The organism is Gottfriedia acidiceleris (genome assembly GCF_036421055.1).
In the GTDB taxonomy this organism is placed as follows: Bacteria; Bacillota; Bacilli; order Bacillales; family Bacillaceae_G; genus Gottfriedia; species Gottfriedia acidiceleris_C.
On sequence record NZ_JAZGQS010000005.1, the window covers coordinates 200,191 to 215,007 of the forward strand.

Annotated in this window: 13 protein-coding genes; 3 read left to right on the forward strand and 10 right to left on the reverse strand. The window is 31.1% G+C overall.

From position 1 onward, the window contains the following. Positions 1 to 149 precede the first annotated feature (149 nt). Positions 150 to 947 carry an HAD family hydrolase gene (locus RAH41_RS09945; protein WP_331222223.1) on the forward strand — a complete coding sequence of 266 codons (798 nt, stop codon included), beginning with the start codon at positions 150 to 152 and terminating at the stop codon, positions 945 to 947. 188 nt (positions 948 to 1,135) lie between these two features. On the opposite strand, the gene RAH41_RS09950 is transcribed toward RAH41_RS09945, so the two are convergent. Genes RAH41_RS09950 through RAH41_RS09960 form a run of 3 tightly spaced genes read right to left on the reverse strand, consistent with a single transcriptional unit; the run spans position 1,136 to position 3,277 of the window. Continuing rightward, positions 1,136 to 1,951: an RnfABCDGE type electron transport complex subunit D gene (locus tag RAH41_RS09950; protein ID WP_331222224.1), complete on the reverse strand. Its 816-nt coding sequence runs from the start codon at positions 1,949 to 1,951 to the stop codon at positions 1,136 to 1,138. Continuing rightward, positions 1,941 to 2,846 (reverse strand): FAD:protein FMN transferase, encoded by a 906-nt coding sequence (locus tag RAH41_RS09955; RefSeq protein ID WP_331222226.1) that lies wholly within the window; start codon positions 2,844 to 2,846, stop codon positions 1,941 to 1,943. The genes RAH41_RS09950 and RAH41_RS09955 overlap by 11 nt, the downstream gene beginning before the upstream one ends. After that, positions 2,846 to 3,277 (reverse strand): FMN-binding protein, encoded by a 432-nt coding sequence (locus tag RAH41_RS09960; RefSeq protein ID WP_331222227.1) that lies wholly within the window; start codon positions 3,275 to 3,277, stop codon positions 2,846 to 2,848. The genes RAH41_RS09955 and RAH41_RS09960 overlap by 1 nt, the downstream gene beginning before the upstream one ends. A 431-nt stretch (positions 3,278 to 3,708) precedes the next feature. Here RAH41_RS09960 and RAH41_RS09965 point away from each other — a divergent pair, with 431 nt between their 5' ends. Then, positions 3,709 to 4,419, forward strand: coding sequence for a DUF421 domain-containing protein (locus tag RAH41_RS09965; RefSeq protein WP_331222228.1), 711 nt, complete (start codon positions 3,709 to 3,711; stop codon positions 4,417 to 4,419). 494 nt (positions 4,420 to 4,913) lie between these two features. Here the strand turns inward: RAH41_RS09965 and fumC are convergent, their stop codons facing one another. Beyond that, positions 4,914 to 6,290 carry a class II fumarate hydratase gene (gene fumC, locus RAH41_RS09970; RefSeq protein WP_331222230.1) on the reverse strand — a complete coding sequence of 459 codons (1,377 nt, stop codon included), beginning with the start codon at positions 6,288 to 6,290 and terminating at the stop codon, positions 4,914 to 4,916. 309 nt (positions 6,291 to 6,599) lie between these two features. Beyond that, the gene (locus RAH41_RS09975; protein ID WP_331222231.1) at positions 6,600 to 6,998 is read right to left on the reverse strand and encodes a DoxX family protein; all 399 of its coding nucleotides are present in this window, start codon (positions 6,996 to 6,998) and stop codon (positions 6,600 to 6,602) included. A gap of 434 nt (positions 6,999 to 7,432) precedes the next feature. Here RAH41_RS09975 and RAH41_RS09980 point away from each other — a divergent pair, with 434 nt between their 5' ends. Then, a complete protein-coding gene (locus RAH41_RS09980; protein ID WP_331222232.1) occupies positions 7,433 to 7,990 on the forward strand; it encodes an NAD(P)H-dependent oxidoreductase in 558 nt (185 codons plus the stop codon). Between the two features lie 181 nt (positions 7,991 to 8,171). On the opposite strand, the gene RAH41_RS09985 is transcribed toward RAH41_RS09980, so the two are convergent. The 5 genes from RAH41_RS09985 to RAH41_RS10005 all read right to left on the reverse strand — a co-directional run bounded on the left by RAH41_RS09985 (position 8,172) and on the right by RAH41_RS10005 (position 14,809). Continuing rightward, the gene (locus RAH41_RS09985) at positions 8,172 to 8,354 is read right to left on the reverse strand and encodes a hypothetical protein (protein WP_098427971.1); all 183 of its coding nucleotides are present in this window, start codon (positions 8,352 to 8,354) and stop codon (positions 8,172 to 8,174) included. Further along, positions 8,351 to 9,238: a TIR domain-containing protein gene (locus RAH41_RS09990; RefSeq protein WP_331222234.1), complete on the reverse strand. Its 888-nt coding sequence runs from the start codon at positions 9,236 to 9,238 to the stop codon at positions 8,351 to 8,353. Before RAH41_RS09990 ends, RAH41_RS09985 begins: the two co-directional genes overlap by 4 nt. 12 nt (positions 9,239 to 9,250) lie before the next feature. Continuing rightward, positions 9,251 to 9,373 carry a hypothetical protein gene (locus RAH41_RS09995; RefSeq protein ID WP_331222236.1) on the reverse strand — a complete coding sequence of 41 codons (123 nt, stop codon included), beginning with the start codon at positions 9,371 to 9,373 and terminating at the stop codon, positions 9,251 to 9,253. A 255-nt stretch (positions 9,374 to 9,628) separates the two neighbouring features. Continuing rightward, complete coding sequence (locus RAH41_RS10000) at positions 9,629 to 13,594, reverse strand: S8 family serine peptidase (RefSeq protein ID WP_331222237.1); 3,966 nt, start codon at positions 13,592 to 13,594, stop codon at positions 9,629 to 9,631. Between the two features lie 924 nt (positions 13,595 to 14,518). Beyond that, entirely contained in the window at positions 14,519 to 14,809 is a 291-nt protein-coding gene (locus tag RAH41_RS10005) for an SAV0927 family protein (RefSeq protein ID WP_331222238.1), read from the reverse strand. Positions 14,810 to 14,817: the final 8 nt, after the last annotated feature.

Here is a 14,817-nt window from a genome sequence, read left to right on the forward strand (position 1 = left end):
TTAGTGATTTAACTGTTATCACTTTTTGCGGCTACTCTATTTTGTTCCCTGCTACTCATTAATCTTCAATAAATCTATACACTGAGTTTACTAGGTTTTAATATTCAGATGATATGATGGGTTTAACTTCAAATGAGGGGGCAGTATAAATGAATATACGTGCATTATTTATCGATATGGATGGTACACTCTTAACGGTCTCAAACGACATTTCTCGCCGAAATATAGAAGCGATTAATAAGCTCATTGATCAAGATGTCATGGTTTTTCTAGCAACTGGTCGACACTTTGAAGTGACCGCTCCCTACCATAAAAAAATTGGATTACAAACTCCGATGATTTGTTTGAACGGTGCCGCCATTCATAATGGTGAGACAGGAAGAATGATTCAAATGGAGACAGTCAAAGTGAACGAAGAATTACTCCATCATCTGACTGCAGAAACCCCTTGTAATGTTATTATCCATACAGCTAATGGACTTTACTGTAAAGAAACAAATGAAGAAATTGATGATTGGACAAAGGTTGGGCAAATTCCACCACGATACATTGGTGACTTAAGACTAGCAAATTATAATGATGTTCTTAAATATAGTATACGAACAAATGAACAAAATATTGGATTATCTGCTTTGTTTAAAAAGGAAGCTGAGGTCATAAATTGGAATGACGGTTTTGAAATGGTTGCGCCCAATGTCTCAAAATGGTCTGCAATTAAAAACATAATTCGTGCATATCGAATTAATCCAAATGAAGTAGTAGCTATAGGAGACGGACCAAATGATATTGAAATGCTTCGTCATGTTGGCACAGGTGTAGCAATGGGGAACGCTTGCGAGGAAGTCAAAGCAGCATCTGACTTTGTAACTGGCCATCATGAAAATGATGGATTAGCTGAATTTATAGAACGTTACCTCCTTAAATCAAAAGAAACATTTGCGATTTAATCTTCTTTTCAAACAGTTTCAATGAATTGTGGTAAATCCTAAATCATTCAACAAAAAAAAGCTCTGAAAAAATCTGAGCTTTTTTTGCTTTGAGTTAGAATTTTAACAATTAAAGGATGGAACTGTTTTAAAAACTATCGATCTTAGAAAAAACGATTCAATATATATCCCCTAAATAGTATTCTAAATCATACATTATGAAAGGATTGATTTCTTTGTTTACCTTTTTGAATTGATGGTTTTGTTTTTAATAAATGAAATATATTCCCTACCATCAAGCCTGTAAATAAATAGGTTAATCCTCCAAATAAAGTATAAATAGATACTCCTACTAATGCACATATAAAACCGAAAAAAACTTGTTGTTTGTCTTTGGCGGGCGATGTAGGTGGGTCAGTTAGCATAAAAAATGCAAAGAAAAGCGAAGCATTTATAAATGGACTTCGAAAAGAATCCGATGCATCTCCAATATGAAAAAGATTAGTCAATATTAAGAGAATAAAATAAGTTCCTAAAAATGAAAATACCATAGGAAACTTATTTACACGACTTACAACGATATACCCAACGATTATTAAAAATATATTTGACCAACCTTGAAGATCTCCAAATGCTCCCCACCAACTTTGTTCAGTGTGAAAAAGGATGATAGACATTAATAAACCAAAAACTGCAGGATTAACTAATTGTTTCCTTTTAAAAACAATTAAATATTTTGATAAAATAGAAATGATAGTAGTGAAAACAATCACATACCATGCCGTGGTTGTACTTAAAATCATCGCCACAATCATTCCAGTAATAACTGCTCCGAATGGCTTAATATTTTTCCTTTTTAAAATGACCATACATAATATATCTGTGATTGATGCCACAAAAACGGCAATCATACAGTTAATTGCCCCTCTACTAGTTTGATAATCAATTGAAGCAATTAAGAGTAAAATCATTAAGGACAGCATCACATATCCTTTTGGTGACTTCATCCATTGTTTAATAGTCAATCTTATCCACTCCTTTATGATAAATTTGTAAGTTGGATGAAATTAAAATGCCCTCTAATTCAACTTCTTCTAATAGAGCTAGTCCCTTTTTTCTTCCCATTAAATAACATGTAGTTGAAAATACGTCAGCCATCATTGCATAAGGTGCGATGATACTACAACTAATCAACTCAGTTGGTGACTTTTTATTTTTAGGATTAATAATATGATGAATTCCCGGGTTTAAACCACTTTTACGTTCATAATTTCCAGAAGTACAAACCGCCATGTTAGAAATTTCTATCGTATGAATGATTTTCCCCTTATTTTTTGGGTGCTGAATTCCTATTTTCCATTTATCCCCTAATTCATCTAATCCTCCTGCATAAAGATCCCCACCAGCATTAATAACAAATCCATCAAATTGTCTCAATTCATTAACTGCAAGATCAATGGCAAAACCTTTGGCAACAGCACCTAAATCAATTACTAAAGGCTTTTTTAATTGGACTGTTTTATCTTTTTCATTTATGGAGATATCAGCGTAATTAACTGTTTCAGATGTATTATTTTGTATGAACTCTTCTGTTAAATAATGTTGATTGAAACCAACATTTTCCAAGATTTGACCAACCGATGGATCAAATAATCCATTTGTCCATTTAGCTACCTCTAATGCGAATTTTATTGGTTCAAATAATAATGGACTAACAGATACTGGTTTATTAATTTGTTTACACAACTTCATTATTTCGCTTTCCATACTAAATCGACTACATGTTTTTTCAACTTCTCGAAATAAATCAAAGGCACGATTAATTGAAGCTTCCGTTTCCTCGAACGATTTTGATGTGACTACTTTAATATCAACAACTGTATCCATAAATAATTTCGTTTTTCTTATCATTTTCTTCATTATATGTTCCTTGCCTTTAGTAGAGCATCTTGAATAGCATCCTTGAAGGCCTGTGTACTAAATGTCGCTCCTGACACATTACGAACTTGTGAACTTTGAACATTTACTACTTCATTTGGTAAATTTACTATGTCATTCTCAGAATAATGCATACCATAATTACTTATCTCTACATCTATAATTTTATCTTCTTTTATCTTTAAGGCGATTTGAATCGATCCGCGACGATTAGAACCCACCCCATAAAAAGTTCCATTTTTATATAAACTTTTTTTTGCAATATTATTTTTATTTAACGGAACATTGACCTGTTCAGTTTTTGGCGATGCTACATTTGAATCTTGAATATCCGTTGTAAAATAGCCAGTAGCATAAATTGCTCCAATTGCAGTTGAACAGATAGTGACCCATTTTTTACTCATTTTGCCCATTTGCTTACCTCCAGTTTCGATGATCATCTTGTATTATAATGAGTAAATCTTAAAATTCCTTTAAATTGCTAAACAAAATAAATCTTAAATTTTTATGAAAACTTTTTTCAGATGGCTTTATTTAAGATGCTAAATTTACATTTTAAGATAAATTTATTACTTTTCTTGTTTACTAAAAATAGGTACCCATTTAAAATCTGTATCTATTAAAAATTACACCATAAAAGTGAAAACTTAATTAAAATTTTGTACTTTTTTCATTAAAATGCAGAAATAGAGATACAAGTACTTCTAAGTTGCACAAACTATTTTCTACATATTTTAATTTGTTTCTCAATTTAAACCTCTTTTATAGGGAGATTATATAAATACTTTAATGAGAATAATAATTAAAAATAAATTGAGGTTACTGGTAAAAGGAGTAGTTGACCATGCCTGAACACTTTGAAATTATTACAAGAACAATGTTAGCATTTTTAATATTGTTCATCGGTGCTAAACTATTAGGAAAACAAATTATTGCTGAGATGAATACCTTTGATTTTATTGCAGCTATTTCAGTTGGTAGCATTATTGCAAATTTAGCTTTTAATTTAAATATAAAAATCCACCATGCAGTTTTAGCTTTTTTAATTTTGGTTTTAGTCATTTTACTCGTTAGTTTTATTTCCTTAAAAAGCAGAATCGGTAGAAATTTACTTGCAGGGAATCCAACTGTCATAATAGAAGATGGAAAAATTTTAGAGGCTAATATGAGAAAAATGCGCTATTCTCTAGACTATTTGAACCAACAATTAAGAGAAAAAGGAATTTTTAACATAGATGAAGTTCTTTATGTCGTAGTCGAAACAAATGGTAAAGTGTCTTTTTTACAAAAACCACAATACCGAAACGTAACAAAACAAGATTTAAATATACCGACAAAAAAGGAAAGTAATTTACCGATTGAGTTGATAATGGATGGGGAAATTATCTCAAAAAATTTAAAAGAAAATAATCTGTCAGAAGTAAGATTACAGGAAGAACTAAAAAAACGTAATCTTCAAACGAAAGAAGTTGTGTATGCTGTGTTGGCAGCAAATGGAAATATTTATATCGATACTTATAAAGATCAGATTACTTCTCCAACTGATCAAGAATAAAAAACGCCAAGAAAAAAATTCTCGGCATTTTTTAGATCTATTCTTTTTTGGGGGCATATGTAAAAAAGAAAACAGTATGATTTAGTACTTTTCTTTTTTTACAAGTTACTTACGATAAATGGTATTATGATTACTGTTATTAACATTAGAATCCAATTGTGTTTTTTTAGTTTATCTTCAAATTTTTGCATTTCATCTGGTGAAATTGTTTTAATGGGCTTCAAATAATCCGCCTTCTTTCTATTGATAGAATATTTAAGGATAAAGTGATTATAATCTATTGATGTGAACTTAATGTGAATTTATGATAACTTTTTTAACATAGATCTACTAAAATCGAACTTTAAATTGACTTAATCCGCTTTTTTCTAAAATCGGTGAACAAATATTGAAAAATTGATAGAAATTTAATTGATATTGATAAAAAAATCCTGATAGCTCTATAGTGGTAGCCATCAGGATTTTTTTTGATTCGATATCTATTCATAATCTAACTAAATCATATTTTCTGGTCTGATCATTTGATCGAATTTTTCTTCCGTTAAATAACCCGTTTTTAAAGCAGCTTCTTTAAGTGTCAAATTTTCTTTAAATGCTAACTTCGCAATTGTTGCTGCTTTTTCATAACCAATATGAGGATTTAATGCAGTAACGAGCATGAGTGAACGATTTAGATTTTGTTCAATCACTTCTATATTTGCTTCAATGCCTTTGGCACAGTGATCATCAAATGACCTCATTGCGTCTGAAAGTAATCTAACTGACTGAAGAAAATTATAAATAATGACTGGTTTGAACACATTCAATTCAAAGTTCCCTTGACTAGCAGCAAAGCTTATTGTCATATCATTTCCCATAATTTGAGTGACAACCATTGTTAGCGCTTCAGATTGGGTTGGGTTTACTTTCCCTGGCATAATTGAACTTCCTGGTTCGTTTGATGGAATGGTTATTTCACCTATACCACTTCTAGGGCCACTTGCCATCCAACGGACATCATTCGCTATTTTCATTAAATCTGCTGCCAATGCTTTTAAAGCACCATGAGTATAGACGATTTCATCATGACTAGTTAAAGCTTGGAATTTATTTTCTGCAGAAATAAAATGTAGTCCAGTTAACGAACTAATTTCTTCAGCCATCATCGTTCCAAAACTAGGATGCGCATTGATTCCTGTACCAACAGCTGTCCCACCAATAGCTAATTCAGCTATAAACTTCATACTATCTACTATCATTTCTTCATTTTTTTCAAGCATACGATGCCAACCACTTATTTCTTGACCTAGTGTAATTGGTGTTGCATCTTGCAAATGTGTTCGTCCAATTTTTATAATTTGTTTAAATTGATCCATCTTTTCGTTTAATGTCATTTTTAAATTTTTTAACGCAGGAAGCAATTGTTCATTTACTGCAAGAGCACTTGAAATATGCATTGCTGTTGGAAATGTATCATTCGAACTTTGAGACATATTGACATCATCATTTGGATGGATTCTTTTATTGTTTCCTTTTTCTGCTAAGAACTCATTCCCACGGTGAGCGATTACTTCGTTAACATTCATATTTGTTTGTGTACCACTTCCTGTTTGCCAAACAACAAGTGGAAAATGATTGTCAAGCTTACCTTCTATTATTTCATCTGCAGCATCAATGATTGCATCTGCTTTTTCACTATCCAATTTTCCTAGTTTTTTATTTGTAATTGCTGCACTCTTTTTAATTAATGCCAATGCATAAATTAATTGAATAGGCATTTTTTCAGTACCGATTTTAAAGTTCTCAAAACTTCGCTGCGTTTGAGCTCCCCAAAGTTTATTTACTGGTACTTTTATCTCACCAATTGAATCTTTTTCAATTCGATAATCCAATTTTTTGCCTCCTAGATTTTCATTATTAAATCCTATGTAAATAAATGGAATCAAAGTATTCATTTTGACATTAGAATCAGTAAAGTTACGTTGTTTATATATCATTGGAATTTTGCAAAAAATCTTTTCTATAATAGTCGCCCGATTCTATTTTTTTGTACAATGTCATCAATTTAAAATAAAAGTAAGCTAATCGAACAAGATTCGATTAGCTTACTTTTATTTGACTTACATTATCTATTATTTCTTATTTTTATGAACAGATTCATTATTTAAGTGCATAATTAAAATCAATTTCTAAAGTAATTTTTAGAATAAAAATGCATCTATCGCATATTTACCAGGTCCAATTAAAGCTATACCAATAGCAACTGCAAGCAATGTTAAATTGTATTCATATCCATTTGCTGTTGCCCATAATCCATTTGGTCCATGAACTTTAATAATTGCCATCACCATTGTTACAGCAATCATAATTCCTGCAAGTGGTGTTAATAGACCTAGTGTAAATAAAATTCCACCGATCAGTTCTGCTAATCCTGCGAAAAGTGCAACAGTTACACCTGGTTTCATGCCAATTGATTCAAACCATCCACCTGTTCCTTTCAATCCATGACCACCGAACCAGCCGAATAATTTTTGAGCTCCATGACCTACAAATAGTAAACCGATTACTAAACGAATTATTAATAAACCAATATTTAACATTTTTAAATCCTCCTAATTATTTTTTATCTCTAATTCGAGATAATATCATAAAAAAATTTTAATTGAATTATTTTTATACATTATTTCAAAAGCTATTTTAGTACGTTTATTCATTATAAACTTCTTTTTATTAGTAATTTAAAAGATAAAAACAGTTTTGACATTCATTTCCCATTATTTCCACCTCCATTATTTTGGATTGAATTATCTTGAACTCGAGATAATAATATTATGAATTAGTGAAGTTGTCAATACGAATAATGCATTTAAATTTTAGAAATTATATCATTGTACTTAATATTTAGTTTCAACTCATTTATCTTAATCGTTTTTTGATCGTTGCGCTCTTTTTTCTATTAGCGCAATAAAAGTATTATATTTTATAGGCTAATTAGGTATGAATCTTGTTTTATATATTTAAGGAGAGATCTATTATGAAGAACATTTTAATCATTAATGGGCATGAATATTATGATTTCGCGAAAGGGCAATTAAATAAAACACTTTTTGAAGAAATTAAAAAAGTCTTATCAAACGATTTTGAAATTAAGACCACAACGATTCAAGATGGATATTCCATAGAAGAGGAACAAGAAAAATATAAGTGGGCTGATATCATTATTTTTCAAACACCAATCTATTGGTTTTCTTTACCAGGATTGTTTAAGAAATATATTGATGAAGTGTACTCATATGGTGTTTTTTTCATTGGATCTCCTGAAGGATATGGTAAGGGCGGTTTAATGACTGGTAAAAAATATATGTATTCAACTACATGGAATGCCCCTGAAAACGAGTTTAACGAGAAAGAAAAATTCTTTAATGGAAAACCATTAGATGAGGCTATTGAACATCTACATAAAATGCAACAATTCGTAGGTATGACACACTTAGAAAGTTTTGCGGCGTATGATGTTGTAAGTAATCCTGATATTGATAAATATCTAAAAGAATTAAGAGATCACTTAGATAGAGTAATTATAAACCATTAAATTTCTCAATTCACCTTTACATTTTTTATAGGCTGAATCTCATAAGTAGATAAAGAGGATTTAACTCTGTATTAAACGGGGACAATCCTTTTTGTTTTATCTAAAAAAGCTAAAGTTTTTAAACATAATTGTAGTAATGAAATAACAAAAAAAGGGTAACTAATTTAGTCACCCTTTTGCTTTAATATGCTTTCATTTGATCTGGAGTTCCGTATTCTGCTTTGCGACGAAGAACAACAATTCCTCTTTCAGTTTTACCATTAAAATCAGCAAGTCCCTTTTGGCCAATACCTTTTTCAACTTTTGGATAAAAATCTTTTTTGAATTCCTTTTTAGCATCATTTAAGTTGATATACCTAGTCATACAGAAACACCTCCAAAAAGTTCATTTATTGTTTTCATTAATCTTTTATTTCTTCCTAAAAGGAAGTCTTTTTCATCTTCAGTTAGATCGCTTGCTTCATACTCTTCACTTGAAAAAGTGACAGTTAGTACCATACTATTTTCAATAGGATAGCATATTAAGTATGTATTGTAAAATTCACTTTTTTTAATGAAAATAATTTCGCTATTTAGATAACTATCGATCACAAAGATTGGCTCATCAACAATACCTTCATTTACTCCAAAATGATAAAAATCGATTCTAGATTTTTTACCGGCAACATGTTTTAAACCGTCAGACCCTTCTACTTTCCATACACCTACATCAACAATTTCATAACCTTCGGGTACACTATGTGCCCTTTTTAAATTATCTGATAAGAAGACCGCAACTTTATTTCGGTCTGATTTTAATAGTTCTAGTGTTAGTAGTGTACTAAATTTAGCAACAACTTCACTTTCTTTTTTTTGTACAATTAAATCATCAATTTTATTTTGAAGATTAGGAAATATGCCTTTTTCTCTAATCTTTCTCTTTATTTTAATACAAGCTCCAGCCACTTCTTGAACGATGTCCTTATCATCACGTATATCATATTTTAAAGAATTAAGACCAGTTAAATCCGAAAGTAAATGATAGTTTAACGGTTCAATCGAGTTCTTATGTACGATTCCTTTTGTATCATTAGGCATTATGTAAAAAACTCTTCCTCTTCTTAAACGCCCCCAAAATAGACCCATTTCAAACATTGTATTATCTCTTGTTGCTAAAAATTTCTCATCTCGAATTTCAATTATATCGTCTGGAGTAAATATGAACACTGCAAAGTCATTCGTATCAAGTTGCTTTTCTAAATCATCCATCGTGTACTCTAGTTATTCAAAAGCATTCATCCACATCGTGACTTCCGTATCCCTTTTTAGTCCTTCAAATACGGCTTCAACATAATGAATAGCTTCCGCTGATGAACCGATAAACACTCTTGGTTTCCTCTCCATAAATCCTAGATCCTCCACATTTCATTAGCTAAAAATAACAAAATAATTAGGCTGGCCAACGAAATACCCATGTATTTTTGCTTAATTTTACCAAATAGAAAGATAAAACGTCTATATTATTCAAAATATTTCACAAAATTTGTTACCTTTTCATTTCCTTTCGTAAAGGTAATTAAACTAGTCAAAATTCAAAAAAAATCCCGATCTACTCAAAAGAGCAATCAGGATTTTTTGTTTTGCAAATGCTTACGCTTATTATTTAACTAAAGAAAACTGAGTTAATTTAAACGAATCAACATTTATTAACTTGTTTGTTGCAGCACTTGATTTTGTACCAGTAGCAACAATTTTAATAGTGTGAGCTTTATTTGCTAGATTTTGAATATCGAATACATTTACTTTATATTTACGGCTTGAAGAGTAAAGGTCAATTTGCTTTATTTTTTTACCATCAATATAAACATCTGCTCTTCCCATATTTTTATCTTTTAAAGCATAGACAGTTATACCCGTACCATTAAAATTGTATTGAAGTGATCCAGTAGATCCTTTTGTTTGATTAATCGTTCCACCAGATGCGCTAGTATAATTTAACTTACTCCAAGTACCAGAGTATTTAACATTGGAATCATTGTTCTCTACTGATTTCGTTGTTTGAACTGAAATATTTATACTATATTGGCCAGAGCCTTTTACATTAGAAGGAACAGAAGGAACGATATAGTACATTCCAGTTTTTGTTGGTTTAAAGACAATTTTTTCAGTAGATGTAGAACTAGCAGACTTTTTCAATTCTTTCGTACCATAAATAGTTGATGTACCAATGTTGTATAATGAAAGATCAAAGTTTGCATTAGTAGGGCCAGTTAATGAAATTTCATACGTTTTGCCAGCTACTAAATTTTTAGCCCAAACATCATTAAAGTCATTTCCGTCACTATTTAGACTGCCTTTTGCAGTACCTGTTATATATACTCTTCCTTTAATATCATCATCGTTAACGTAATTAATTGATGTAGAATAAGGTGTCTCAGTTTTATCCAGTGTATTAATTACCACAACATAGTTGTATGTTTTTCCAGCCGACATTGCAGTTGTATCTGTAAAAGTCGTTGTAGTAATAGGTGTTTTATTTAGTTGTACATAATCAGTTTGTGAAGACTCTTTTCGATAAATATTATATGATTTTGCCCATTTTGGAGCAGTCCATGAAATAACTGGATATTTCTTAGCAGTATCAAATGATGTTTTTAATGAAATAGGATTATCTTTTACAATCAATTTATCCAAATTGATTCCTGTAGCAGACTTTCTTGCTACTGGATCATTTTTTCCAGTCCATACAATTCTGATAGAGTGATTGCCATAAGTTGTAAAATCGTATTTTAATAAACTTTGCTTTGCTTTCATCGTACTATTATAAAGCGATATAGATGGGATCTTATTCCCGTCTATGTAGACATCAGCAATTCCTTGTGTTGAATCTTTAAAACCTTGCCATTCAATGCTAGACCCAACAAATGAGAAATTAACTTCCCCTCTAGAATTAAGTACTCCTGCCATTCCTTGAGAGAATTCTGGATTAAATGCTGGCATCCATTCTCCAGCTAAAGTCACTGAGTTAGAATCATCTTCATACGACCCACCAAAATTACCCGAATAAAGTTTATAGTTTCCTGAACCATTGTAGTCGTAGACATTTACAAAATAGATTCCAGTTCTAGGAGCGATAAAGTTTATCTTTTCTTTAGAAGAATTGATGTTCTCAGAGTAGGCAACCATACCATTTTTATGATTTACACTAGACGCAGATTCATTATACACATACAGGTCAAAATCGCTTCCTGCTTGCCCATTTAATGAGAATGTAATACCTTGGCCTTCTTTTAAGGAAATTGCATAAACATCGTTTTTGTCATTTTTAGCATCTAGACTTCCATTTAATACACTTTTATCTAATGGAATACCTGGTGTGTCATTGTCATCAAAGTTATCTAGAGTTGATGATTTAACAATATTTCCAGTGCCTACAAGACCTTTTAGTGAATCTAATTTCGTTCCTTTTGCACTTGTATATAGTTTAAGCATCTCTGGTGACATGTTCGGATGTAAACCTAATAAAATAGCAGCAGCACCCGTTGTATGTGGAGTTGCCATAGATGTTCCACTATAATAATCGTATGCTTGAGCATAGTCAGAAACATATTTAGAATTAATAATTGTTTTCTCTTTATCATTCGAAGTGACATAATCAGCAATGTAATAAGGTAAATCATATCGGTTTACATCAAATTTAGTATTTTCATAGATTCCACCAGATAAACCTTCAACATTTAAACTTGGACCCATATCTGAATATACATTTAAATGTAAAGAATCCTTAACAAATGATGATTTTTCCTCACCTATTAAAGCGTTAACACCTGATAATAATAATTTACCGCCACCTGAAAGATAATTTTTTAACAATTCTGTATCGGATTTAGTTAACACAGTACCATCTTCAGAATTTAATCCTATACCGTTTCCTGTAAACCAAACTACAGCATCGTATTGTGATAAATCAGTACTGTTCATAGATAAAGCAGAATCAGAACTGATCGTAACCGTATTTACTGAAGAATACTTAGACAACAAGTTTTGATAGGTTGGTAAATAGTTTTTAAAGATTTTAGCAAGTTCAGGAATAAAATCTTTTAACAAATCTGCAAGATCACTTTCATCATCTTGAACTAGTAAAATTTTATTTGTATCTTTTAAATCTAAATAACTTAATGCTTTATCAAAAGCATCCTGTCTTTGTTTTTCAGATATCTTTTCATAACCAATGCCATCAAAGATTGCTTTGTAATTGTCACCAGCAATTTGAGCTGATGCCCCAGCTTGATCAATTTTTAAAGATTTTGTAATTTCATCGATTGGGTATTTAGGGACTGAACTCATAATGTCAACCCCAGGAGCAGCAACATCAACAGACTCCGCACCATAATTCGAGAAAGGAGCTAAGTTACCTTTATTATCAACAGCCGCAACGGATAAGATATTAGAACTTTCATAGCTACTAGGATATGACCCTTCTTCATCATTATTCATTCCTTCATTACCCGCAGCAGCTACAAATAAGCTATTAGAATTTGCAATTGCTTCTTCAAGTAATGGATCGTATTCTCCTCCACCCCAGCTGTTATTTGTAATTTTAACGCCCATACTTTTAGCGTATTCGATTGCTTCAATCGCATCTGCAGTGGTTCCTCCCTGAGGACCGAGGAACTTTAACGGTAAAATTTTTACGTTAGGAGCAACGCCAACTACACCTTTATTATCTTTTAAGCTTGGTCCTTCTAAAGCTGCAGCAATTGTTCCGGAAACATGAGTACCATGCTCATCTCCATCTAGTGCATCGTAAACAGTATTATCATCGTTATAAAAATCCCAGCCATTTACATCATCAACATAACCGTTATGGTCATCATCAATACCATTACCAGGAATTTCCTTTGTATTTGTCCAAATTTTGCCTTTTAAATCAGGATGGTTAATATCTACACCCGTATCGATCACACCAACTACGACTTGTGCTTCAGGTTTTGCTAACTTTGAACTAAAATTAGTCCAGCTTTCAGGTGCGTCTACATCAATATTCTCTTTTCCTACGCTGTCATTGATGTTTTGTCCGATATTATTAAGTCCCCATAATTGATCATAATAGTCATTAGCATTATTGAAGTCAGAAGCATAATATTTGTAGTTCGGTTGTACAGATTCAACGTTTGGATCTTTTTTTAATTTCGTTATGTATTCCGTTGTGCTTTCACCTGTTGGAATTTTTACTAATTCAGCGTTTAAACTCTTTAATTTCTTTGAGGGCTTTAAAGAAAACTTTTTCTGAAGTGTAGTGATTTGACCTGTAGTCACTTTCTTTTTATATTTAACGATTAATTCACCTGTTTGTTCATTATGTTTCGTAACTGCTCGCTTATTTTCTAATTTATCTCTTAATTTTGTTTCAATTTTAGATTCTGCCTTTTTAGGGAGTACTTTGCCACTTGCTTTTGGTACTTCCTTCATTTGGCTTTTTCTAAGGTTTTTACCAGAGTTTGCCTGATTAGATACTGTACTATTAGATCCTGTTACCGAAGCAGCTTGTACTGTTCCAGAATAAATACTTGAAAATAACAGGATTGTTGATACAGGTAAAGCTAAATAATTTTTTTTCTTCATTGTTGGAGCCCCTTTTTAATAGATTCATAGATCATTAACTAAACAAAGTATGTAACTACTAAACATTAATTCATTCATTTAAATGATTTTGAATGAAAACAAATGGATTAAACTTTATATGTAGTTACATCAGTTCCATATCAAAACTGTCGAACCCCTCCTTTCTCTTGGAATTATTTTCTAGTTAACACTCAATAATACCTTTTAGATTGCTCAAAAATAGAACTTTTGTATTTGATAATTTAAATTCTCGCTATTTTTCAAGGTCTATTTCCCTACGTGCCTAAAGATCGAAACTAGCTTATTTACTCACTTTCAACAGAATAAGAGATGTAATTGTAACAAACTCTTATTAATTGTAAGGTATTTATAACAAAATTAATATATAGTTAATCAAATTTTAAGATAAATAGTAAAATCTTCCTTATTTAATATTTTTGCCATCATTTTTTAAATAAAAAACTGAGGTATAAATAAGCATTTAACCCCACAAAAATTACTTTCGATTTACCGCTAAACTTAATATAGAATGTTGAATTGACATAAACTATTCAGGACTTACCCTTATAGTTTCTGTGTTGCACTTGCCAAAACAGCTGCAATGCATTAATTAATACGAGCTCCTGATTGAAAGAACCTAAAAATGGGTATTTCACTTAAAAATATTGTCATTTAAACAAATTTTAAAGGGAATTACTGGTTAATTTTAGGAAATTTCAAAACGTTTTAGTAAAAACCATAAATTTTATAAGTTGATTTTTTCTTATGATTGGGGAATATATAAATTAGTTGTTATTTTGTGAAGGAACAAAAATTATGTTTCGAAATGTATTTTTAATACTTTGTTCTAAAATAAAAGAGGTAGAAAATTAACTGATGAATACAAATAAAAAGAGTCTCCTAAAATATGGAGACTCCCACTTTTTAATATTGATCGCTAAAAATTCGTTGGTCCAAGATGGAATGAAAAAACGATTCAATTTCCTTGATGTCTTCATCTGCAATACCAAGCTTTTGGTCCCAGTGTTCCGGATGGTCAATGTCTTCTCTGCAAAGTAATACCATTCTTCCACTTTGAATAGAGACAACCATTGCTTTCCCTAGAAATTTTTCCGAAAAGATAACAGCAAAGTCGTAGCGATGGCTACCTGCAGCGATACAGTAATAATGAATGTTTTGGTTTTCTTTCTCTTCCGATATAATGTAGAAATTCATCCCTACCA